Source organism: Paenibacillus polymyxa (assembly GCF_001719045.1).
GTDB lineage: Bacteria > Bacillota > Bacilli > Paenibacillales > Paenibacillaceae > Paenibacillus > Paenibacillus polymyxa_B.
In genome coordinates, this window is the sequence record NZ_CP015423.1 from 5,696,230 (window position 1) to 5,720,651 (window position 24,422).

Sequence of the window (24,422 nt, forward strand, 5' to 3'; positions counted from 1 at the left end):
CAGTAAATTACTTCTTCTATCGTTGAATAATTAGGGTCGAATATAGATAGGAGGGTTTATATGAAGAATACAGTCTTGTTATTCGTTATGGCACTAACTCTTATATGTATAGTTGGTTGCGTGGGTGTTCAGCCAAAAAACAAGGACCTTGAGGGAGAGAAACCACCAAAGGTTCAAATTCAGATTGATAAACGAATGTACAAAACAAAACTCGGCACATATTGCTGGACAACATCATGTGTGGATTCAGCTGGTCCAGTTGAACTTTTAAAAGGAAAAGAACCGATTCCAGTAAAGCCTGGTGATGTTGTAAAATTCCTTATGAATTATGAGCCCCAACCGAATAAATTTCATGTCGAGCAATTCTATGAAGGAAGACTTACAGAAGTTTTATTGAAAGAAAATAGTTTTCAAGTTCCTACAGAAAAAGGGACATATTTTTATTCATACGGGGTATGGTGGATGGATGAAGATGTAGAGAACCAATCTCGTGGCGATGCGTTTTATCATTTTGCCTTAAAGGTCACCTAGAGATTAAGATAATTAACGCAACACGATGGTATCATAAGAATAGGTTGCCGTAATATCGGCTGCCTGTTGAGCTAACGGGCAGGATGGGTTAATAACATATCGAATTTTTTAAGAGTGGAAGGGTATACGAGATGAGCGTTGCTTAACTGAAGCATGAAGTAGAGGTAATCAAGAAGGAGATACCCAGATGGAAACAAATCAAAATATTCGTTTAGCAATCGAAGAATCTATACAGTTCCTTGAATCTACTCCCCATTTGGGGATGACTCACGGCGAGTGCAGCCGTCGAAAATGGGATGGAGCTTGGTGGCATATGGCTGCTCTTTATGAAATGGGAGAGGTGAAACTAATTCCCGAGTCTGCTATTGTCGGAGCAAAATATTTACTCGAAACTCAGGTCTGGCCGACCTTCATCATATCCGCCGATGACCATCCAACAAGTGAAAGTGATAAGATGAAGATGGATTGCTGCCATTGTGAACTTGCCGTATACTATATGATTCTAATGGCGTATGGCTGTGATTTGGACAAGGAACTGCCTTGGATTCGCGAATGGCTCTTAAAGCATCAGTTACCTGATGGCGGGCTGAACTGCGACCCTGAAGCTTATACTCATTCTAAAAAGAGCTCTATTGTTTCAACACTTCCTCCGCTTGAAGCTATCTTATGGCATACAGACCGTGAATTTACTGAACAGGAAGTCGTTTTCTTAGATGAAGGCGCACGTTATTTAATTGAGCATCGTCTTGTATGTTCTAAACAAAATAGAAGCGTCATCGATATGGAATGGCTTAAGCCTTGCTTTCCGAGGTTTTTTGAATATGATATATTACGCGGCATGTCCTTCTTGGCAGAATGGTCCCGACGTAGGAACAAAACGCTGCCGGTCGGGCTACTTATTGAAGGATTGGAACGATTGAACATCTTCAAGGAAACAGGAGGCTTGAGAATCGGTAGACAAGTCTTTGATCCACAAGGCCCGTGGGGTGGGCAACTATTTCCCTTGTTAGAAGCAGTGTCTGGCATTGGTGATGTTTCGCCTTATCTAACCAGACAGTTGGATCGAGTTATCGAACGATTGGACGGGAGTATACCTATGCATAAAGACTTCCTTTAGAAGGGAGCTCATGGGGAAGAGGAACGGACCAGGATGAGGAAGGCTTAGAGGGGAAAGTTGCAAATTTCAATATGTAAAATGATTGTCTAAACACTGATTGAAGCCGTAAAATGGGAAGCAAAAGAAGAGGTCTTTGTTGAGGCAACTCAATAAACCATGAGGCTGCCGTGGATTGAATGGCAGCCTTGTTACGCTAACGGGCAGGATAACGAGAAGGAAGGAATTAACTAAAATATGTCGAATACGATTGATTAAGATTATGAAAGGGGGATTTACTATGTGGTTTTACAGTTACAGAAAACCAATAAGAATCCGTCACCTCCCTCAATATTAAAAAATTGAGGAGGATTACAATGAAAATAAATGATGAATATTTGAAGGAACAATTAAAGCATGTATATTGGTTAAATGGTGGTTGTTGTGCAGGGAAGTCCACAATGACAAAGAAATTTGTTAAAGAGTTAGGATTTCAAACACTGGAAGATAACGTGATGAAGTACAGACCATTCACCAATCCAGTTGAATACCCTGCCCTACAGTATCCTCATTCGGGTTTAGATTGGGATAAATGGTTCAATAAACCCAATGATGAACATGTTCATTGGCTTTTTCAAATTGTCGAAGAGATGATGGGATTTTTTGTTACGGATTTGTTAAAAATGCCTACTGATAAACCAATCATTATAGACTTAGGAATTATGCCCGAGCGTATATTACCCTTTATTCCAAAAGAAAGAATGATTTGCCTTTATACTTCTGACGAAGAAATAGAAAGGCTATATTTCTTTAGAGAAGACCATAAGATGATTTTGGATGTTATTAATCTTACATCAAATCCAGCGGCAACAATCGCAAATGGCAATAAAAACATGATTAGATTTTCTCATGATGTAAGAAGTGCCTGTATTCGAAATGGCATCAAAACACTGGAAAGAACACCCGAATTGAGTGTTGAAGAACAGTTTAATTTAGTTCGTGAGCATTTTGGATTATGAGATAAAAAAAACAATTGTTGATTTCATTGGTAGGTAACATAATACAGGCTGCCCTTGGTTGGCAGCCTGTTGAACTAACGGGAAACAATAGTTTAATAAACGAAAGAAGGTAGCTGCCAGTGTGATTGGTTGGCTACCTTGGCAGGCGGAAAGAGTACTGAAGTATTTTGAAGAGGTGGAATATGATTCGAGGAGTAATCATCGAAGGGTTATCTACTGCAGGAAAAACGTCAGTATTTTCTGCGATAAAGAGACTACATAGTTAAACACACAATGCTGAAAAAACGATAATTGCAATAAGTGAACATTTTTCGCAAGTCTTACATTCATGCCATGGTATATTAAGATTGATGGAAAAGGATGAACATGTTCAGCTTTTAAATCGTCATGTTGATTATATTGAGCAACAATACAACTAGATTGATTCACTTGGTCATATGAACCCAACAAACGGTGTATTTTATCTTTTAGAGAGGTTTCACGTAAATCATCGAGCAGCATTTGTAAATTCTGTAGAGTGGGGCATTTTTTCTAATAAAATTGAGAGTAACAGAATTTCGTGCTCGTCCATCCACACGGTGAAAAAAACCATCTATTATAGATGGTCAGATTGTCGAGAAACCCCGTCTTTTTGAGACGTGGGTTTCTTTTTCTTTACATCATAATAGTCTGGTATCTGGAAGAACAGGGTGTTACCCCTGTTTCTCCAGGCGATCCAGGTGGGATCGCTATCTTCTTCATGTTCTGCACGGCTGCCGTCATGAGAGCTTGTTCCTTGATGTTCGGAAGTCCGCGCAAACGGCAATAGCGAAACCCATGGAGCTCTTTGGCATCCGCGAAGCTTCGCTCAATGGTCTCTTTTCGTTTACGGTACAGCTGTTTCCCGGATGGGCTCAGCCGGTTGCTCCGTACCCACTCTTTGCTGTCTTCCCAGACATGCCGAGTCACCACTTTACGGTGGTTTCGAGACTGGGTGCATCGATCCAGCAGTGGGCAATGCCGACACTGAACTGGGTCAGACGCATACTGCCGGTATCCCTTACGGTCCGTCGTTCGGTAAGGCAGTTCCTGTTGGGCTGGGCATCTATACACATTGCATTTGGCATCGTATTCAAACTTCCATTTCGGAAACAGTCCTTGTCTAGGATGGAATCTTCGGTGAGCAATCACGGCAAAAATCTTTCGGTTTTGCAAACCTCGGCAAATTGGCGTCGTTAAATAACCTGAGTCTAGTGCAACGGCTTCGACTTGAAAACCAAAACGTTCTCTTTGGCGATCCAAACGGGACAAATAGGGGACGGAATAATGTACATTCCCCGCCGTCACATGCACATCGGTAATCAGATTGTACTTCATATCCACCGTACGGTGGTCCAGATAGAAGAAGCCTTCAGGCTTGCCATCACGGATCATATAGCCGCTGTCCGGGTCTGTTTTGCTCACTTTCACTTCTTTTTCTTCGTTCACTTCCTCTCGGGATTTTAACGCTTTTTTCCATGGTTTCTCCGGTCTTCCTTCACCGCTACGTTCAGCTCATCCATATAGTCTTTGGTATTCTGCAATACTCGCTCTTTGGTGTACTGATGTTTGTTGGCATTGGCTTTGACGTGTGTGGAATCGGTGACAAGAACACGTCCGCCCACCATTCGGTGAGAGATCGCCTGCAGCACAATTTCATCGAAGATATCTTGAAAGATCGTGGTATCTTTAAAGCGAGTGCGACGATTCCAGCTTATGGTGGTGTGGTCTGGAACCTTATCGGTTAAGCCCAGCCCCAGAAACCAGCGATAAGCCAGGTTCGTCTGAATTTCTCGCTCGAGTTGCCGTTCTGAGCGAATGCCATAGAAATAACCGAGAAAGATCATTTTAAATAACACGGTAGGATCAATGGCAGGACGCCCGTTGTCTGCACAATACAAGGGGCTTACCTTCTCATGAATAAAGGAGAAGTCTATATATTTATCCACTTTGCGAAGCAAATGATCTTGTGGTACCAGTTCTTCCAGAGAAACCAATTCAAAGGATTGTTGTTTGTCTCGATGAGATCGCAGCATATCAACACCGTCCGTTCTATGCAATAGTTACCTATATTATACAAAATTAACGCGGTGTCGTCTTAAACAAAATCAACATAAAAAAGGCTGTCGAGACTTTCTCGACAGCCTGGCCATCTATTATAGATGGTTTTTGTTTTGGTTTCAGCATTGGCTTCATCTCTAGGGTGAAAATTCATAATTTAATGTAAGGAAGGCTGACGATATTACTCGACAGCCTTCAGCGGTATATAGAGGCTTTATTCTAGCTTCATTCTAAAGCTATAGGAAACCCTCTAGATTGGATGAGATTTTTTGAGATACCGAGATTAAAAGCTTATGTGTTTTGGTTTGCAATGATCGTAGCGGTGATCGGTCTGGTGATCCCGTTCTTTATCCGCCGAGTGATTGTAAGATAAGCTTCAGCGGTAACTTCACCGCATTAATCATTTTTATTCAATCGGAGGAAAGTAGCCTGGGCACTAGGGGATTTAATTCAGGCGGAAAAAGATAAACATTGGGGACTGTCGGAGGCGGGCGTGGGAACCATTCGACGCGCGCATTCCGTTAAGCCGCTTATGACGGCCATCGAGAGCGATTCGTTGTGGTGAAGATGTCCGGAAGACGAACTACTGCCTACGTTAGAAAAACTCAGCATTGGCTTCGTGGTACAGCCCATTGGGAAAGGGTTATCTGAGCGGAACTTAGCGGCTTTTTTGTTTTGAGGAACCAAGTTTTTCCGAGTTGAGGACAAGAACTTGGTTCCTTTTCCGAAAAGGGAACTTGCTCCGATTACCGATTTGATTAACATCTAATAGCAAACAAGCCAGGAAGACTGTAGGAAGAGACAATAGCGTGATGGTATTCATACTCATTGCAGAAATGTTTTAGGATGATTCGTTAAATAGTAATTTGAGTTCAGAAATACAAAAAGAACTTCTCGTACCGGCTGACGAAAAAGCCAAATGATATCTATAGAATACCAGCTATCCCATATGCCTCGAGCCCAGCAGAAATGACTGACCATACATGCCAATACTTACTGCAAAACCCACATATCTATGCAAGAGGGCCATGAATAAGAAAGCGGTATAGGAAGCATTGAAAAAAATTGTAATTTTGTGCTTGCTGAATGCAGGCACCCTTTATGATTAACGCGCTTTTCTTTGTGACGCATAAACATAAACAGCTTCCATGCGCTTTTTTGCTTCACCATATAGACCGTAAAAGGCAACCATATTAACTGTGAAATCGGTTGTATAATTTCCTTGCTCATTCGCACGGATTGCGTAGAAGAAGTTTGGACAAAGACTTAAATAAAAATGTTTTCTTTGGATTCAAAAATTTTCGGTAATAAGCTTGTTTGGAAACTTCATCAGATTAAGGTTTTTCGCCGTATTCCTTACCGAATTCCTCCATCTTCTCAAGGATCGGTAGTAATTTGATTCCCTTGCCTGTTAATGAATACTCTACTCGCGGAGGAACTTCCGGATAAACATTACGTTTAATAACTCCATCGTTCTCCAACTCTTTAAGCTGCTTTGTGAGAGAGCCTTGTGATAAACCTCCAAGAAATTTTTTTATATCCGTATAACGGCGTGTTTCTCCTTTTAAATACCATAATATAAAATATTTCCAACGTCCTGAAAGAACATTTTGGGTAAATGCTATCGCGTACATATCCCTTTTTTCATCCATAAATTCTTTATCAAATCCTTCATTACAGACCCTCATTGATATCACTCCTAATCTTAAGGTACAAAAAGTTGTACTATGTTCATTTATATTGCCCTCTTTGCAAATGAACATAATGACTTTATGATTGTGTCAACAAACCAAAACAATTAATTTTAATTAACCTAAAATACGAAAGGATAATGTTCTTGTTTTCGTTTTATAGTTTAATAGGGTAACTAAGATTGCGTTTTTATATTTAGTAAGCTAAATAAATATAACACAGAAAGGAGTTACTGATAAGTGAATACAGGAAATAGACTACAGCTTTCGATTTTAGACTTCGTTCATGTCTATAACGGAAGTGATGCTAAGAAAAGTCTCCAAAACATTAGGACTTCTGCAGCTGATGGCTGGACCATGTGGGCATTACTAAGGTCCAGAGAATTATTGGGGTAAATGATTTTCCAGAGCAATTAGATAACCTGCTTTCCTTTTTTGACTGTAACTTTAAAGAACCTCATGAAAGGGAGATCATTCAACAATGGAAGGAAGAAAGTTAAAAATAGGAGGGATTATTGATGGCGTTGGTTGGAATCACACGGGATGGAGACACCCCGCTATTCCAGCAGATGCCAGTGAAAATATTGATTACTACGTTCAAAAAGCCAGGCAACTTGAACAGGGAAGGTTCGACCTCATCTTTTTAGCAGACGTAAGTCATATTGGACCTGGCATGATACCACACTATCTAAGCATGTTTGAGGGCGTATCTATTTTGTCTGCATTGAGTATGGTGACTCATTCCATTGGCTTGACCGCAACAATAGCTACTTCATATGCTGATCCATTTACTGTTGCTAGACAAATAGCCTCACTCGACAAGATTAGCAAGGGCCGAGCAGGATGGAATGCGATTACCTCTAATCCGGGAGGGTTAGCCAATTACAGTCGGTCCCATTTAAGGAAAGCAGATCTTTATCCCATGAAAAAGGAGTTTTTAGAGATTGTTGAAGGCCTCTGGGATTCGTATGAAGACGATGCCTTTATACGTGACAAGAAAAGCGGAGTATTCTATGACCCTGGTAAGATGCATCCGCTGCATTATACCGGGAATTACTTTTCAGTGGAGGGACCATTAAATATCAGTCGATCCCGGCAAGGCAGACCGGTCGTCTTTCAAGCCGGAACTTCCATGGAATTCATGGATATAGCTGCACAGCATGCCGAAGTCATCATGGCTCCTGGAGATCAGTTTGAATATCTTAAGAGATTCACTGCTGAACTTAAAAGAAAAGTGCAAAATCAAGGACGTTCACCAAACGATCTACTGATTATGCCTTCACATAGCCCCATCGTTGGTGAAACGGAAAAAGAAGCCTTAGAAAAGCTAAGAGAAATCGAATCATGGATGCCTAAAGGTTATAGATTGCCAAAGCCTCAATTGATGGGAGCTGCGGAGAATGTTGCAGAAAAAATAGAACATTGGTATCAAGAAGGCGTCATGGATGTCTTGCTGATTAGACAAGATTATCCAGCAGGATTTGAGGACTTTATTAAATTGGTTGTACCCATATTGCAAGATAAAGGCATATTTCGAAAGGAATATGAGGAGGATACACTTCGGGGGAATTTAGGGCTACCTTACCCTGAAAATAGGTATAAGAAGTAATAATAAAAAAATCAATTAAACAAGAGGCGAAATCATTGATGAAAAACCGAATTACAGAACTACTGGGAATAGAGTATCCTATTATTTCAGCTGCTATGACATGGGTCACTTCCGCGGAATTTGTTGCAGCAGTTTCCAATGCAGGTGGAATGGGTGTGTTGGGGCCAAATGCTGGCCAAACGGAAAAAGCAACAAGTGCAGAGGATATGGCAGATCGACTAACGAAGGAAATTCGCAAGGTTAAAGCATTAACGAATAAACCATTTGCAGTAAACTACATTTTCCCAATGGGAGGGGCTACAGAAGACCCCTTTACTAATGCAGTTTTTGATGTATTGGTTAAAGAAAATGTCAAAAACGTTATTGCCATTGGACAACATGTGGTCGATCGTGAACTGAAACGACTTAAAAAACATGACATTAAGGTCGTTTACAGAGACTTAAGTCCAACTGTAGAGAAGCTTCTAGAAGCCGAGAAATCAGGAGTGGACGCACTCATCGTTACAGGTTATGAGGCTGGTGGTCATATGAGTGATTATAAAATTAGTACGCTTTCCCTTGTTCCACAAATCACTTCACTTGTAAAAATCCCTGTTATTGCTGCTGGAGGAATTATAGATGGTCGGGGAGCGAAAGCAGCACTATCTATGGGTGCAGAAGGTGTATATATGGGAACAAGGTTTATAGTGACCAAAGAAAATCCAGCTAGTATGGAAACAAAGAAAGCCATCATTAAGGTAAAAAGTGAAGAGTTTATTGAATTTAAATCAGGTACAGGACATTTGAGAACCATTCCTACAGAAGCGGGCAAAAAAGCGTTAGAACTCATTAATCAAGGAAAGCCTGCAGAAGCATACAAATATTATGGAGAAGGGTTCAAAATAGGAATGTTAGATGGGGATCTGGTTAATGGGACCGTTAGTGTATCCGAATCAGCTGGTGGTATTCAGCAAATTCTAACGTGTCAAGAAGTGATTGATGAAATTGTTAAAACCATCGGATGAAGATCTCAAATTTTTTTTCCTACAGTTTGCCACTGATCAAATTCGGATAAATCTAATTCAACCAGGACCTATACAAACAAACATTGTGACTAAAGCTCTAAGTGAAAAGGCAATTGAAGAACGGGCACAACAAGTTCCCATCAAAAGATTAGGTCAGTCTCAAGAGGTAGCGAACCTTGCTTTGTTTCTTGCGAGTGATGAAGCCTCTTATATTACGGGTGCTCATCATGAATTGATGGAGGATTGTCTGTAATGTAACGCAATTTTGTATTGAGTTAGTATATGAGGCCACCTATAACTAAGACCTCATTGCTATTTTTGCTAACACTTTTATTTATGATAATAACATTGAAGGAGATATTCATATGAATAATACCCTTAAATTACTTCATAATCATACGTCCATTCGTTCTTATACAAATCAACCACTGACACAAGAACAACGAGAAGAAATCTTTAAGGCAGCTAATCAAACATCATCATTCAGTCTTTTGCAGGCCGTTTCTATTATTAGAATTACAGATCCAGATCTTCGAAGAAAGGTGATGCAACTTTCGGTTAATCAACCTTATATTGAACAAGCTGCAGAGTTCTGGATTTTTTGTTCAGATTTCCACCGGAATCATCAAATAGCTCCTGAAGTTGACCTTGAATATATAGAGTTCCTTTTAATCGGCTCATTCGATGCCGGGCTTATGGCACAAAATGCTTTAATGGCAGCAGAATCCATGGGACTTGGTGGCGTTTTTATTGGTGGGGTGAGAAGTAACATTAACGAACTATCTGACATTTTGAATTTACCGAAGTATGTGATTCCTTTGGTGGGACTATGTATTGGTAGTCCATCTGGAAATAAACCTGAACTCAAGCCAAGGTTGCCTAAATCCATGGTTTTACATGAAAACCAGTATCAAACACTCGATAAACTGAAATTAGCAACTTATGATAAGACCATGTTGAAGTATTATGAAAATCGACCTGTAAAGGCCCCTTTCTCAGCGAAAAAAGTAAAAGGATGGAGTGACCACATCCATGATCATCTGCAAAGAAGTATTCAGCCACAAATGATGGACTATCTCCACAAACAGGGATATGCCAAAAAATGAAGCAGGGAAGAAACTTTTTTGACCAGAAGGAAGTTCATCATAAATTAATTTGACACATCAAATTCGTCGTGATATAGTTAGCCCGCTAAATAACATTCGAGTCGAGGGATGATGAATTAATGACAGATCAAGTGGATTGTGATATTCGTCAGTCGTTAGATCGAATCTCCTCCCAAATGCGTCGAAATTATAGTGAATCTCTCAGGGAACTTAACCTTTATGTAGGGCAAGATAATTTGCTGTATCGTCTGTGGTTGGGTGATGGGGTAACACAAATGCAACTATGTGAACACTTAAAATGCGAACCGCCTACGGTAACGAACATGGTTAAATCATTGGAGCAGAACGGATTTATATATCGTAAACGTGATGAACAAGATGCAAGAATAATGCGCATTTTCCTAACGGACAAAGGCAAAGAATTAGAGACACCGGTTGAGGTCAAATGGAGACAACAGCAGGAAAAACTACTTCAATCCATTTCTACGGAAGATCGGCTGATATTAAGACAATTAATGCAACAAATGGAGAATAATCTATCATGAGTTCTCCATCTTTTTTAATATATTTAGCAAGCTAAACATTGCTGATTTAATAACACAACGAGAAGGGTGCATTATTATTGGCTGCATCCCTATGTGTAATCATCCGAAGAAGGGGTAGTACCAGCGTCGCTGTCACAAGGGCAAAGTAGATGGATAAATATGTTAAATATAAGTTCTGGGAATTTCGCTATGATTGGAGAAATACCAGCGTCTCAAACGTATGGAATAAACCTACATTTATCTTGTTGGGTTGTTTACGTTAATGTGCAAAGACAGAGCTAGGCTGCCGACATTGATCGGCAGCCTAGTCTTAGTTGGAGATTGAACTATCGTTCCCCGTTAGCGCAAGTACATTACATTAATTCACCGTCTTAATCTCCAGGCCGTGACCGTGACATTTAAAGTTATAGTTAGGGTTTTTCATAACCTCTTCTTTCTGAAGTTCATACATGGCAATTTTATAGTTTATTTCTTCCATGTGTTTAAAACTTTCGTCAATTTTCTTCTGAAGTTCCAATTTATGCTGTATCAACATCTCCTCTCTTTGCAAAAAGGTGCTATTTCCCAATTCATAAAGTTCCTTGTAATCCTTGATTTTTGAAAGAGGCATTCCTGTCTCTTTGAGACAACGAATAAAAGAAATCCAATCTATTTGTTGTTGGTTATAAACTCTACGGCCTTTTTCGTCACGAGATATATTTGGTAATATCCCCTGCTCTTCATAAAACCTAAGTGTTTTTGCAGATACATTTAAATTCTCCACTACGTATGTCATTGAATACAACATCTACTTGTCCCACCTTTAGTTACAGTTACTGTAACTGAATATATATCATAAAGAGAATGAAAGCACAACAATTCTATATGTAATCATATAAAAATAAATCCTTGACCTACTGTAACGGTAACCAATTACACTGAAACAGAAAATAAAATATGATAGCGAGGTTAAAGAAATGAATCAAAAATATAGTAGGTTATTTGAATCCTTCACATTCAGAAGTGGAATAACAATGAAGAATAGAATTGTTATGGCACCTATGACAACCTGGTCAAGCAATGACGATCTTACCATTTCGGATGACGAAGTAAAGTATTACAAACAAAGAGTGAATGGAGTAGGACTCGTCATTACAGGGTGTACTCATGTTACACCGAATGGACAGGGTTTTACGAATGAATTCGCCGGGTACAATGATGAATTTACTCCAAGTTTACGAAAATTAGCTGAGGCAGCGAAAAGTGGAGGCTCTCCTGTGATCCTACAGATTTTTCATGCTGGCAATAAAGCTTTGCCCGAATTGGATGCAGTTAGTGCGAGTGCATTGCAACCCGAAATTACTAATTTAGGTTCAACTCCAGAAACAAGAGAACTATCACATGAGGAGATTTTGTCGATTGTACGTGCTTTTGGAGACACAACAAGACGAGCGATAGAAGCCGGATTTGATGGCGTCGAAATTCATGGGGCACATGGATTTTTAATTCAAAACTTCTGGTCGCCAGCAACGAATCAACGGACGGACAAATGGGGAGGAACACTTGAAAATCGCTTACGTTTTCCATTGGCGATTATTAACGAAATCAAAAATGTCATTGAAAAACATGCTACAAAACCATTCATTTTAGGATACCGATTTTCACCTGAAGAATCCTCCAAAGTGGACGGATTACGTATGAAAGACACGTATGAATTAATCGATATTCTTGTTGAACAGAATTTGGATTATATACATGCTTCATTAGATAATGTGTCTTCAAAGCCAGTAGATAGTCAAGATGAAAAAACACGGCTTGAATTAATTCTTGAAAGAGCAAACGGTAAGGTACCTGTGATGGCTGCTGGTTCCATAATAACACCGGATGATGCTCTTAAAGCTGTGGAATTAGGATTGCCGCTAGTTGCCATTGGGCATGCGTTAATTATGAATCCTACTTGGGTTGAAATGGTCGCAAATGGACGAGAAGCCGAGGTAGATTCTAAGTTGAACGTTTCAAAACTCGACCAGCTTAATATTCCAGAAAAACTCTGGAATGTAATTCAAGCAATGCCCGGTTGGTTTAATATTGGGAAATAAAAAGTAGTCCTAAAGGCTACTCAGATTGACGAGAAACCCGCGTCTTTTATGAGACTTCGGGTTTCTTTTGCTAATTCTTAAGTGCTCCGTCCATCCGTAGTTCGGTAGGGCAATTCTTACTGTCGCGGACACACATACTGCGAATGTTTCGATCTTGAAGGGGTACCACCAGCATAACGCAGATTTACAACGCTAAGGAATTCTGAGTACAAAAATAGCCGGTTTTCACACGTTAAGGGTGTAACCGGCTTTTATGCTATCCTTGGTTCAGCGGACGTAATGATTCTAAGATACTAGGCGTTGCATCAGCCATTTTTGTTAAGCCTATATTGGTACCCATAGCCATGAGCGATGCCAGAACAACCGGTTTTTCTTCGGATTTAGGTTGACGATTGGTTGAAGCATGAATGAATTGCTCGTCAAACCCAGTCCAACTTGCTACTTCTAAAAGTAGGTCTGTTAGCTTTACCCGTGGCAACATGCCGTAGAGAGCAGCGCTATATTGTTTCGCCTCTTCTGGAACATCTTTTTCAAGCCGATTAATATGTAGTCTACCTTTTTCAACGTTTACTCCATCAAGCGCATCGATGTTGTCACCAATCCACTGTAATCGACGGAAGCTACCATACGTGCCAACAGAGGAAGAACTTAAGCGTTATTACGAAGTAGTCTGGAAGTCGAAAAATTTCCAGGACATGTTGATTGTCAAGACACTCATGTATACCGGTATCCGCGTTAGCGAACTAATCAATATTCGGCTGACGGATATTGATTTTTATTACTGCCAAGTTCGCATTAATAATGGAAAGGGCAGCAAGGATCGCATCGTTCCATTCCCTCAGTCATTTAAAGAACTGCTGGCCATGCACGCTGACGCGATGAAGAAAAAACATGCGGTCTATTTATTTGAATCATCGTGGAAGAAAAAGTACACGGATCGGGGAATACGAAAGATTTTGGCCAGGAAGCTGAACTTGCTCAAAACCTGTCGCCACACAAGCTGCGTCATTTTCTGTTGACCTGGCTCAAAAAGCAGGGCATCGATGACGCACTCATCGGTGTACGTCAGTATTTATAGATCCTATTGCTATTGAATTTTTGAATATTATGCAATGGAGTGGGGGTTTCATCCGAATTCGGTAGGCGCATTTACGGTAACAAGGGCTATGTCCTTTATGAATTTCCCCTTGATGAACTATATTAGAACAATCTCACCAAGACCGATTTGTTTATCATTGGCGAACATGCGCATTCTAGATATCTTAGTGAAGATGCATACGAAATGTCTACAGAGCCCAAAGAACTGTATGTGGTTCCTGATGCTGGTCTAGCCATTGAATCTCTATGATAAAATGGAGTTAATTCTGTTTGATAAACTAGAATCATTTTTCACAGAAAATATGTAAATGGATATTGCATTGATGTAAACCGGAAGAGCTCGAGAGAAGAACCGGTCTCTAAAAGGAGATTTTATTTTTTTTGAAGAAGAAATATTTAGATGTGATTATCTATTTTACACTGCGGCGGCGGTCATTTTGACCGCCGTTTCTAATACAATAAAGATCTACAATTCGCATCAACTTAATCTGGAATAATTAAGTTTTAATTTTATAGAGCGTGCCATACATGTTTGTGTCGCCTCGAAAAGTACATTGAGTAAGTTTGTAAAAAAATAGAATAAAAAGCGAATAGGTGTGATTGAATCAGGTGGCACGAAATTCATATGCGGGGTAGGCAATGAAAAAAGTCAGAAAAAAAGCGCTTCAAAAAATAATTGAAACGTTTCCAACTTAGTGCTATTATAATTCCCATAAGAGAGATGGGGGGGTTAAATGCCAAGTATTAGAGATGTAGCTAAGATAGCTGGTGTTGCTGTGGGAACGGTGTCCCGAGTTATTAATAACTCGGGCTCTGTAAAACCAGATACACGAAGGAAAGTGGAGAAAGCTATACAAGAACTCAATTATTTTCCTAATGAAGTCGCTCGAAATTTTAAAATGAGGAAATCCAAGATGGTAGCCTTGCTGCTTCCAAGTATCTGGCATCCTTTTTTTTCTGAACTAGCTTATTACATTGAGGATGAGTTGGATCGGGAAGGCTTTAAGCTCATGTTATGTAATAGCGGCGGCAAGCCAGAAAAGGAACTGTATTACCTGGATATGCTACGGCAAAACAAAGTGGCTGGTATTGTCGGCATTACTTACAATGATATAGAAAATAGCGTAAGCAATGACATTCCGATTCTAAGTATTGACAGACATTTCAACAAAAAAATCACTTGTGTAACCTCAGATAATTATGAGGGAGGCCGTCTAGCTTTGAGGGAACTTGTTAAAGCAGGGGCCCAGAAACCGGCTTTTATGGGAAGTGTAACTTCCGTTTTTAGTGAAACCATGAATCGAAGAAAAGGTTTCATTGATGAGGCGAAAAAATTAGGTGTAGACTATGTTGTATACGAGAAACCAGATCCTATTGTGGACGACGAAGCCTATTTTGGCGAATTTCTATCTAAGCATCAGGATGTGGACGGCATTTTCGCTATTACCGATATGTTTGCCGCCAAATATATAGAAAGAGCAGGTAGGCAGGGGATTCGTATTCCAGAGGATGTAAAGGTCATCGGTTACGACGGCATTCAGGATCATCGTTATTTTCATCCGATATTGTCTACAATCAGGCAGCCAGTGGAGGAGATGGCACGTTTGACAATCAGACTACTGTATCAAAAGATCGATGGTATAACTTTAGATCAGCAAGTGTATCGTCTCCCCGTTATCTTCAGACAAGGCGAAACTACATGATTTTATTGTAAAGATATTAGCTCGTAAAGTCGGATCACAGTCTGGATATGCAAACTTGACTTTCTCTTATAGAAAATTGGAAACGTTTCATTTGACAATCAGACTACTCTGTTAAAAGATCGAAGGAATAAGTTTGAATCAGCAAATGTATCGTCTCCCGTTATCTTAGGCAAGTTTTTTACATTGGAAAAACTTCAGCTCATTCGGTGGATTTATGGTATGGATCACCGACTGACGTTTTTCTTATAATAAATTGGAAACGTTTCAAAAATGAAAATATCCTTTTACAAGAAAGGGAGTGTAATGGTGAATTCAAGAACTAGTGAGTTGGATCATTCCACGATCAAGCCAAATCGCAAAATATGGAACCAGATCAAACGTGACTATGAACTGTATCTGTTTTTGCTGCCAATCATTATTATTTATCTCGTATTTAAGTACTATCCGATGTATGGAATACAAATTGCTTTTAAGGATTTTTCACCAAGTCGGGGGATCTGGGGAAGCGAGTGGGTAGGCTTTAAGCACTTTATTGATTTTTTCGATTCCTATAACTTCTGGACGATTATGACGAATACACTTACACTCAGTGTTCTATCGCTTGTGTTTAGCTTCCCAGCTCCGATTATTATAGCGATTATGTTGAATCAGATGTTGGCCAAAAGATACAAGAAAATTGTACAAACTGTAATTTACGCACCACACTTTATTTCTACCGTAGTGCTCGTCGGTATGCTTAATGTTTTTCTGTCTCCAAACAGCGGAATCGTGAATCACATCATCACCTTGTTCGGAGGAGACCCCATTATGTTTTTGGCCGACGAAGGTTGGTTCCGTCCTTTGTATATTTTATCAGGGGTTTGGCAAGAGACAGGTTTTGCTACCATCATTTACCTTGCTGCGCTGGCAGGGGTCAATCCAGAATTGCATGAAGCCGCGATAATGGATGGAGCAAGCAAATGGAAGCGCGTAATGCATGTGGATATTCCAAGCATTTTGCCGACGATCGTCATCTTATTGATTCTCGCACTCGGTAACATTATGGGCATCGGTTTTGAAAAGGCTTTCCTTATGCAGAACGATTTGAATTATGCCACTTCCAATATCATTCCGACCTATGTTTATGAAATCGGGATTCAAAAGGCACAATACAGCTTTTCTACGGCAATTGGACTGTTTAATTCAGTGGTAAATATTATCCTGATAATCACCGTCAACCGGATCGCCAAGAAGTTGACTGAAACCAGCCTGTGGTAAGGGGGAGTTCATTTTGAATCAATTATTAAAGAGAAAAAGCAAGGGAGACATGTGGTTTGACATCGTCAACTACTTCATGTTGACCATAGTTATGCTGCTTGTATTATTCCCGTTGTATTTTGTGCTGATTGCTTCACTTAGTGACCCCAATCTCATCTACTCAGGAGAAGTATGGTTTTTTCCAAAGGGTTTTACGCTGGATGGATACGGGCGGATATTCAGTGATTCATCTATATGGATTGGTTATGCCAACTCGATTTTATATGCGGGTCTAGGAACATTAATCGGAGTAGCCGTGACCGTATGTGCAGCTTACCCGTTAGCTCGTAAAGGACTGGCGGGAAAATCGGCGATTATGTGGTTTTTACTGATCTCCATGTTTTTTAGTGGAGGACTGATCCCAACCTATTTGCTGATAAAAGATCTTCACATGCTGAATACGATCTGGGCACTTGTTATTCCTGGAGCGGGAGGTGTGTTCAATGTCATTATCGTAAGGACTTTTTTTCAGTCGACCATCCCAGATGAAATGTGGGAAGCAGCTTCGATCGATGGTTGTTCCAATACCAGATTTTTTTGGAGCATTGTATTGCCTTTGTCTAAGTCCGTTATAGCCGTAATGGTACTATATCATGTTGTCGGCTTCTGGAATGGTTTCTTTGACGCTTTGATCTACTTGAACGACGAAAACAAGTATCCGTTGCAACTGGTTCTGCGCAACATTCTTGTCCAGAATCAGGCCAACTCGGGCATGATGATAGACGTGGAATCTTACGCAGCGAAGATGCGCGTTACAGAGCTTATCAAATATGGTGTCATCATGGTATCCAGTCTACCGTTGCTGATTTTGTATCCTTTCCTGCAAAAATACTTTGTTAAAGGCGTGATGATCGGCTCGATCAAAGGCTAACATTGTCATGGTGCCTGAAAGGGGTGATGTGCAACAGAAACGATAAGTCCATCATCCAGACAACTATATAAGAAGAGCAACGAAATTTTCAGCTTGTGGAATGATCTAACAGGAGGTTGTGTACGATGAAATCGTTATTCAAAAGTGCTGGGCTTCTAGTGCTGGCCGGAGTGTTTGCGCTTAGCGGATGTTCGGGAGGCGGCGAGTCAAAAAATCAGGCGGTAAACCCGGATCAGGATGCGAATTTTAATAAAACCGGCCTTCCGATTGTTAAAGAAGCGGTGACATTAAAGATGGTATCCCCGAAAGCTGCTTTAGCGCCGGATTACTCGAAAATGGAAATTTTTAAGCGGCTGGAAAAACAAACAAACGTAAAGATTGACTGGGAAAACATTCCAGACGCTGACTTTGCAGAGAAGAAAAATTTGTTGTTGGCCAGCGGAGATTTGCCAGACGCATTTTACGGAGCCGGATTCACAGATTACGATCTAATCAATTATGGTAAAGACGGAACCATTATTCCGCTGGAGGATTTAATTGATAAATATGCGCCTAATTTGAAAGCGCTTCTCGATCGTCGGCCTGACATTAAACTAGCCATCACAGCACCAGACGGTCACATCTATGGGCTGCCGTCGTGGGAAGAGAATAAGCTCGATACCAACCCCTTCTTTCACGTCATCAATAAAAATTGGCTCGATAAACTGGGCTTAAAAGTACCTCAAACGCTGGACGAATACACGCAGGCTTTGATTGCCTTTAAAACGAAGGACCCGAACGGCAATGGCAAGGCTGATGAAATCCCATTAAGCTTTATGCACATGCAGTGGTGTAGTGACATTGCTGGCATATTCGGAGCTTTCGGTATTCCGGATAATTTGGAACATCGGATCGTCCGCGAAGGTAAAGTGATCTTTACCGCTTCGCAACCTCAATATAAGGAAGCATTAAAATATATTCATGATAACTGGTATAAGCAGGGGCTGATTGACCCTGAATCGTTCACCCAGGATGCCGCTCAGTATTTAGCAAAAGGCAAAACACCAGATGAAACGCTCGGCTCCTACGTTTGGTGGGAAGTCGAAGAAGTTGTCGGACCGGAGCGTAGTAAGGATTATGCTCTGCTGCCCCCGCTTAAAGGCCCAAATGGAGATCAAATGATTGGTCGCAACAACGGCGGAGGACCGGGACGAGGTAGCTTCGTGATTACAAAGGAGAACCGTTATCCGGCAATGACGATGCGTTGGATCGATCAACAGTATGACCCTTACATGGCGGCTCAAATTCACTGGGGTCCGTTGGATGTCGTATTCAAGAAGGACGAAAAAGGAAAATTGGTGAACCTGGCGCTTCCCAAAGGAGTCTCCGCAGGTGAATTCCGTCAAAAAGTGGCTCCAGGCACAGGAAATCCGGGCGTCATTACTTTCGATGACTTCGGAAAAGTTGTTGATATGGAACCCCGAGCTCAGAAGCGTGCTGAGTATTTGGAAAAATATTACACTAAATATATGAAAAAGGAAAACTATCCGAGCATCTTCTTTGAACCGGATGAACTAGATAAAATTAATCGGATCGAGCCAGAACTTATTAAATATGTAAATACCCAAAGAGGCAAGTTCATCGTCGATGGCGAGGTAGATGAAAAGTGGGACAGCTATGTGAAGACACTCGAGAAGATGGGGCTGAACGAATTAATGGAGATCTATCAAAAAGGGCTGGACCGATATAATGCAAATTTAAAAAATAAATAATCAAACGATAGGTGGGGAGAAAACTGTGCTTGATGTAATAACCATTGGGGAAGTATTGATAGACTTTACGCCATCAGGTCGTACCGCGAGAGGCAACGAGCAGTTTGAATGTAATCCTGGAGGGGCTCCGGCTAACGTAGCAGCTGCTCTATCCCGTTTAGGAACTAGAGCGACATTGATTAGCAAAGTTGGGGATGATCAATTCGGTTCCTTGCTGCACGATACCTTGATGAACGTCGGCATCGACGTGTCTGGGCTTTCGTTTACAGATGAAGCCAATACAACGCTGGCATTTGTCCATCTGGATGACAACGGAGACCGATCGTTCAGCTTCTACCGGAAACCAGGAGCGGATACATACTTGCGCACGCAGGATGTCCCGTTCGATAGGATTGAAAACTGCCATGCACTGCACTTTGGTTCTTTGTCGATGACCCATGAGCCGGCCCGTACGGCAACAAGAGCGGCAGTTGTGAAGGCTAAAGAGGCAGGAGTCCTGCTTTCATTCGATCCAAATATCCGGTTTGCTTTATGGGAGAGCAAAGAGGAAGCGAAACAGAATATCCTTTGGGGCATGAAGTATGCCGACATCCTGAAAATATCGGAAGATGAGCTCCACTTTATAACGGGTAAAACTGATGTGGAAAAAGGCTCGCTAGAGCTGCAACAGCAATTCGGCATCGCCGGGATCTTCGTAACTTTAGCGGAAAAAGGCTGCTATTACCGATTAGCGGGTCATGACGGATATGTGCCGGGTTTTCAAGTAGAGGCCATTGATACGACAGGAGCCGGCGACGCTTTTCTGGGCTGCTTGTTATATAAGATACTGAAAGCCGGTGTTTCTTTGAATCAGCTGACCAAACAGCAAATCATCAGCATGCTAACTTTTGCTAATGCCGGCGGTGCATTAGTAACCACACGGAAAGGGGCTCTTCAATCTATGCCGACGACAGATGAGATTAAACAGATGATCGAGACAAATAAACAGCAAGATGATGATAGATTTAGGCCGGGTTTTCATTTTTCACCTCACTCCCATTGGTTGAATGATCCGAACGGATTAGTCTATTACGAGGGAGTCTATCATCTGTTTTATCAGCACCATCCTTATAGCAATGAATGGGGACCGATGCACTGGGGTCATGCCGTAAGCCAAGACCTGGTTCATTGGGAGCATATGCCTATCGCTCTGTTCCCGGATGAGCATGGCGCTATTTTCTCCGGTTGCTGTGTGGTTGACTGGAATAATAGCAGTGGACTGTTCGATGGTTCCCATGGATTGATCGCACTCTTCACTCATGCAGACATCTGTCCGGAGACCGGACAACCTCGCCAGCGGCAAAGCCTGGCTTACAGCAGTGATAAAGGCCGAACTTGGCACAAATATGAGGGGAACCCAATACTCGACGAGCATGATCTGGTCGACTTCCGGGACCCCAAGGTGTTCTGGCATTCGCCAAGTGAATCCTGGATTATGGCTCTTGTCGCGGGAGACCACGTTCGGTTTTATCGTTCCGACAATTTGCGTGAATGGTCGTTGTCAGGCGAATTCGGAAAGAATGAAGGCTCGCATGACGGAGTTTGGGAATGCCCTGATCTCTTTAAATTGCCGGTTGACGGCAGCGGATGTTCCAAATGGGTACTTATCATAAGCATCGGAGATAATCCCAACTGTCCGGAAGGCTCACGCACGCAATACTTTATCGGAGAGTTCGACGGAAATACGTTCATCAATGACAATCCGGCCGATCATATCCTGTGGCTGGATTATGGCCGGGACAATTATGCGGGGGTCACTTGGTCGGATATAGCTGAGCAAGACGGACGGCGCGTGATCATCGGATGGATGAGCAACTGGAAATATGCCAACCAAACGCCTACCGGAGCCTGGAGAGGCGCAATGACTTTACCTCGCGTCTTATCATTGACCAGCCGAGACGAGGGCGTAGTTTTGACTCAAATGCCTGTCCGGGAAATAGAGCAGCTGCGAAAAGGAACGCTCTGCTGGAATGAGGTCAAGGTTACGCCGGCGGTGCCGTTTACGCAAAAAATGAATGATGTTCTGCTTGAGATTGAAGCGGATATCGACATTCGTTCCGGGGATGAGGTTCATATCAAAATAAAGTCCTCTGGGCAAAGTGAGACTATTATCGGATATGACCCTGTGCGCCAATGGCTATTCATCGACCGTTCGAAATCGGGCCTGACTGACTTCCACCCGTCGTTTGCGTGCAAGCACGGTGCTAGAATGGTTCCGGAGAATGGAAAGATCAAGCTGCATATCTGGCTGGATCGCAACGCGGTTGAAGTGTACGCGAATGAGGGTTTGGTTGCACTGACGGATCAAATATTCCCTGATGCTCCGATGGATCGTATTGAGATAAGTGCGAAATCAGGGGAAGTTGTACTGAACTCGTTTCATATGCATGCTCTTAACTCCATTCATATTCCCAATGGTCCAACGGAGCAGACATCAAGGAGGGTTGAGGTATGAGCCATGCAACCGATAATCGGGGATTGATCATGTATTGGGCATTCAATGAAGAAACCGGTACAAGCGCTCTGGAGAGCGTATCCCAAGTCCAGGATAATATCCAGTACGTATTTAACCAAGCGGAGTTTACTAAACCTTGCCCTCCACGGTGGAGACAGGGAGTAATTGGAAATGGGCTCCTGTTCGATGGTTATTCGACTTACATTGCGCATTCGTTCGATGAGAGAAATCAGAACACCGAGCCAGAGTATCGATCAGCGCTAAGCATTGGAGTATGGTTAGCCCCACGCTCCTATGAATGGGGGGATGATGGCAAATTGTCCGCTATTGTGAACCGCTACAACCTGGATCGTAAGCAGGGTTATCTGCTCGGTATGTTCCGTCACGGTTCCTGGTCCTTCCAAGTTGGGCTGGAAGGAGGGGACTGGAAGGAACTTTGGTCGCCGGACGGCCATGAATTGCCCAAGAATGAATGGTCATACGTGAATGCAGTGTTCGATGGGAACCAAGGCGAAATCAAGCTGTATTTGAACGGTAGTGAAATTGCTTCGGCAGCCTTGCCTCGTGGTTCCCGCCTAGCTGAGGCGACGGACTTGGATCTTCTTATCGGCAAGAATAACCATAGCAGCCTGCTGGCGGAAGTGTTCAGCCTGCACATGTTTAGCGGTATCATTGATGAACTCAAGATTTATAATCGGGCGCTGAGCGCGGAAGAAGTGGCCGCTTCTTATCGGCATGTGCTGAATACCTTTCACGAAGGTATCCGGCCGCAATTAAACTATGACGAGATCAAGCTGGACCGGACGCCACTGCTACTTGATCGGCACAGACCGCAATATCATGTTAGCCCGCCAGCCCATTGGATGAACGAACCCCATGCACCGATCTATTTTGACGGGCAATATCATTTGTTCTATCAGCATAACCCGCATGGGCCGTTCTTTCATCAGATCCATTGGGGACATTGGGTAAGTCAGGATTTGGTGCATTGGCGTGATCTACCCGTGGCCCTGGCGCCCGAAAAGGATCAGCTCGCACCAGATGGGATCTGGTCGGGAAGCGCAACCTATGATGCAGACGGCCTGCCTGTCCTGTTCTTTACGGCAGGTAATGACAGCGCTTCGCCGAATCAGAGCGTGGCGCTTGCCCGAAGCACCTATACCCTTGACGGAAACCCGGATCTGGTTCACTGGGTCAAACATCCGGAGCCGTTGATCGTGCAAAAGAAGGGAATGGGCGCATTTGGGGATTTCCGGGATCCGTTCGTATGGAAGGACGATGACGGCTGGTATGCTCTGGTCGGGTCCGGAATCGAAGGCGGAGCAGCACTGGCATTTGCGTCACAGGATATGCTGAATTGGACGTATAAAGGGCCGTTTTTTAAAGCAGATATTCAGAAGTTTCCTTACCTTGGACCCATCTGGGAGCTCCCTGTGCTTCTTCCCCTTGGCAGTGACAAGCAGGGGGGGAACAAACATCTCCTGCTTGTCAGCCCTGTGGGGAAGGGAGCGGATGTCGAGGTGTTCTATTGGATCGGGCAACTTGACAAGCAAAATCTTTCGTTCATCCCCGATCAAGAAGAGCCTCAATTGATTGACGTCGGGGATTTCCATTTTACCGGACCGAGCGGAATGGTTGATCCGAAGACCGGCAGAAATATCGTCTTTACGATAGCCCAAGGCGACCGGACGTCCGAGATGGAATATAAGTCGGGCTGGGCTCATAACGCAGGCTTGCCGTTAAGCGTATATTTGAGGGATGACGGACGTCTGGGAATAGAGCCGATTCAGGAGCTTCAATCGCTACGTGGCGCCAAGCGGCTATCGCTTCGGGACCAGTCATTGGCTGAAACTAATGTACAGCTCAGGGATGTTCATGGTGACATGCTTGAGATTCAATTGGAATTGGAGCCCGGCAGCGCCAAACAATTTGGAATCAAGGTCCGTTGTACGCCGGACGGGGAGGAAGAAACTCTGCTGTATTATGATTGGAATCAAGCGATGCTCATGGTCGACCGGTCGAAAACGACACTGCATCCGGGAGAAAAGTGCAGAGGGATTCAGGGCGGTAAGCTGGAGCTACTTGGGGAGAATCTGAAGCTTCATATTTATTTGGACCGCTCCATGGTCGAAGCCTATGCAAACGGATTGAAAAGCCTGACAACCCGGGTGTACCCGAGCCGTATGGATGCTTTGGGACTCGAGATTTGGGGAGATGGAGAACCGTTTGTTAAATTCTTGGATATATGGGATATGCAGTCCATTTGGTAAGACGATTGCTTAGGCGCTCCTTACTAATGGGGTCATGCAGCAAATGATCAAGTAACTTCGCTTTTCTCTAATTGGAAACGTTTCATATATTTTCTCCTTTCTTCTTGACTTTCATCTTTGTACTAGGAGAGCATTTCGAAATGAAGTATCGATGTTTGAAAGTGCAAGAAATTTCGAAGGAGGA

The 24,422-nt window shown here is 42.4% G+C and carries 19 protein-coding genes and 2 pseudogenes; 17 read left to right on the top strand and 4 right to left on the bottom strand.

The window, feature by feature from the left end:
* Positions 1-60 precede the first annotated feature (60 nt).
* From AOU00_RS25225 to AOU00_RS25235, 3 genes are all read left to right on the top strand, one after another.
* Positions 61-531: a hypothetical protein gene (locus AOU00_RS25225; protein ID WP_069291967.1), complete on the top strand. Its 471-nt coding sequence runs from the start codon at positions 61-63 to the stop codon at positions 529-531.
* A 187-nt stretch (positions 532-718) separates the two neighbouring features.
* On the top strand, positions 719-1,648 hold the full coding sequence (locus AOU00_RS25230) for a prenyltransferase/squalene oxidase repeat-containing protein (protein WP_155765268.1): 930 nt from the start codon (positions 719-721) through the stop codon (positions 1,646-1,648).
* A 353-nt stretch (positions 1,649-2,001) separates the two neighbouring features.
* Positions 2,002-2,643 (top strand): hypothetical protein, encoded by a 642-nt coding sequence (locus AOU00_RS25235; RefSeq protein WP_069291968.1) that lies wholly within the window; start codon positions 2,002-2,004, stop codon positions 2,641-2,643.
* Between the two features lie 654 nt (positions 2,644-3,297).
* On the opposite strand, the gene AOU00_RS26090 is transcribed toward AOU00_RS25235, so the two are convergent.
* A protein-coding gene (locus AOU00_RS26090) for an IS1182 family transposase (RefSeq protein ID WP_155765269.1) occupies positions 3,298-4,697 on the bottom strand; the annotation gives its coding sequence in 2 pieces (ribosomal slippage) (positions 3,298-4,130 and positions 4,130-4,697; 1,401 coding nt in all).
* A gap of 446 nt (positions 4,698-5,143) precedes the next feature.
* Between AOU00_RS26090 and AOU00_RS27795 the strand changes: the two are divergent.
* Positions 5,144-5,381: pseudogene (locus AOU00_RS27795) on the top strand (aldo/keto reductase); the annotation flags it as partial.
* Between the two features lie 675 nt (positions 5,382-6,056).
* Here AOU00_RS27795 and AOU00_RS25250 read toward each other — a convergent pair.
* Positions 6,057-6,410 carry a winged helix-turn-helix transcriptional regulator gene (locus AOU00_RS25250; RefSeq protein WP_061828404.1) on the bottom strand — a complete coding sequence of 118 codons (354 nt, stop codon included), beginning with the start codon at positions 6,408-6,410 and terminating at the stop codon, positions 6,057-6,059.
* A 484-nt stretch (positions 6,411-6,894) separates the two neighbouring features.
* Here AOU00_RS25250 and AOU00_RS25255 point away from each other — a divergent pair, with 484 nt between their 5' ends.
* The 5 genes from AOU00_RS25255 (at position 6,895) to AOU00_RS25275 (ending at position 10,677) form a co-directional block, all read left to right on the top strand.
* Positions 6,895-8,022, top strand: a complete 1,128-nt coding sequence (locus tag AOU00_RS25255; protein WP_069291969.1) for an NtaA/DmoA family FMN-dependent monooxygenase — start codon at positions 6,895-6,897, stop codon at positions 8,020-8,022.
* A 38-nt stretch (positions 8,023-8,060) separates the two neighbouring features.
* Entirely contained in the window at positions 8,061-9,026 is a 966-nt protein-coding gene (locus AOU00_RS25260; RefSeq protein WP_061828403.1) for an NAD(P)H-dependent flavin oxidoreductase, read from the top strand.
* Positions 9,001-9,279 (top strand): SDR family oxidoreductase, encoded by a 279-nt coding sequence (locus tag AOU00_RS25265; RefSeq protein WP_061828402.1) that lies wholly within the window; start codon positions 9,001-9,003, stop codon positions 9,277-9,279. Before AOU00_RS25260 ends, AOU00_RS25265 begins: the two co-directional genes overlap by 26 nt.
* Before the next feature lie 112 nt (positions 9,280-9,391).
* Positions 9,392-10,132, top strand: a complete 741-nt coding sequence (nfsA, locus tag AOU00_RS25270; RefSeq protein ID WP_061828401.1) for an oxygen-insensitive NADPH nitroreductase — start codon at positions 9,392-9,394, stop codon at positions 10,130-10,132.
* Between the two features lie 119 nt (positions 10,133-10,251).
* Entirely contained in the window at positions 10,252-10,677 is a 426-nt protein-coding gene (locus AOU00_RS25275) for a MarR family winged helix-turn-helix transcriptional regulator (protein WP_061828400.1), read from the top strand.
* A gap of 358 nt (positions 10,678-11,035) precedes the next feature.
* Here AOU00_RS25275 and AOU00_RS25280 read toward each other — a convergent pair whose 3' ends face one another.
* Complete coding sequence (locus tag AOU00_RS25280) at positions 11,036-11,464, bottom strand: MerR family transcriptional regulator (RefSeq protein WP_061828399.1); 429 nt, start codon at positions 11,462-11,464, stop codon at positions 11,036-11,038.
* A gap of 169 nt (positions 11,465-11,633) precedes the next feature.
* Between AOU00_RS25280 and AOU00_RS25285 the strand changes: the two genes are divergently transcribed.
* Positions 11,634-12,755, top strand: coding sequence for an NADH-dependent flavin oxidoreductase (locus tag AOU00_RS25285; protein ID WP_061828398.1), 1,122 nt, complete (start codon positions 11,634-11,636; stop codon positions 12,753-12,755).
* 289 nt (positions 12,756-13,044) lie between these two features.
* Here AOU00_RS25285 and AOU00_RS26100 read toward each other — a convergent pair.
* Positions 13,045-13,371 (bottom strand): annotated as a pseudogene (locus tag AOU00_RS26100) (Tn3 family transposase); the annotation flags it as partial.
* 13 nt (positions 13,372-13,384) lie between these two features.
* Here AOU00_RS26100 and AOU00_RS25295 point away from each other — a divergent pair.
* From AOU00_RS25295 to AOU00_RS25325, 7 genes are all read left to right on the top strand, one after another.
* Positions 13,385-13,774: a tyrosine-type recombinase/integrase gene (locus AOU00_RS25295; RefSeq protein ID WP_231109367.1), complete on the top strand. Its 390-nt coding sequence runs from the start codon at positions 13,385-13,387 to the stop codon at positions 13,772-13,774.
* An 813-nt stretch (positions 13,775-14,587) separates the two neighbouring features.
* Positions 14,588-15,556 carry a LacI family DNA-binding transcriptional regulator gene (locus tag AOU00_RS25300; RefSeq protein WP_061828396.1) on the top strand — a complete coding sequence of 323 codons (969 nt, stop codon included), beginning with the start codon at positions 14,588-14,590 and terminating at the stop codon, positions 15,554-15,556.
* A 303-nt stretch (positions 15,557-15,859) separates the two neighbouring features.
* Positions 15,860-16,813 carry an ABC transporter permease gene (locus AOU00_RS25305; protein WP_220027953.1) on the top strand — a complete coding sequence of 318 codons (954 nt, stop codon included), beginning with the start codon at positions 15,860-15,862 and terminating at the stop codon, positions 16,811-16,813.
* A gap of 13 nt (positions 16,814-16,826) precedes the next feature.
* Positions 16,827-17,723, top strand: coding sequence for a carbohydrate ABC transporter permease (locus tag AOU00_RS25310; protein ID WP_061828394.1), 897 nt, complete (start codon positions 16,827-16,829; stop codon positions 17,721-17,723).
* A gap of 125 nt (positions 17,724-17,848) precedes the next feature.
* Positions 17,849-19,474 (top strand): ABC transporter substrate-binding protein, encoded by a 1,626-nt coding sequence (locus AOU00_RS25315; RefSeq protein WP_069291970.1) that lies wholly within the window; start codon positions 17,849-17,851, stop codon positions 19,472-19,474.
* 25 nt (positions 19,475-19,499) lie between these two features.
* Positions 19,500-21,968 (top strand): PfkB family carbohydrate kinase, encoded by a 2,469-nt coding sequence (locus AOU00_RS26110; RefSeq protein ID WP_081330759.1) that lies wholly within the window; start codon positions 19,500-19,502, stop codon positions 21,966-21,968.
* Positions 21,965-24,238, top strand: a complete 2,274-nt coding sequence (locus AOU00_RS25325; RefSeq protein ID WP_069291971.1) for a GH32 C-terminal domain-containing protein — start codon at positions 21,965-21,967, stop codon at positions 24,236-24,238. The genes AOU00_RS26110 and AOU00_RS25325 overlap by 4 nt, the downstream gene beginning before the upstream one ends.
* Positions 24,239-24,422 lie beyond the last annotated feature (184 nt).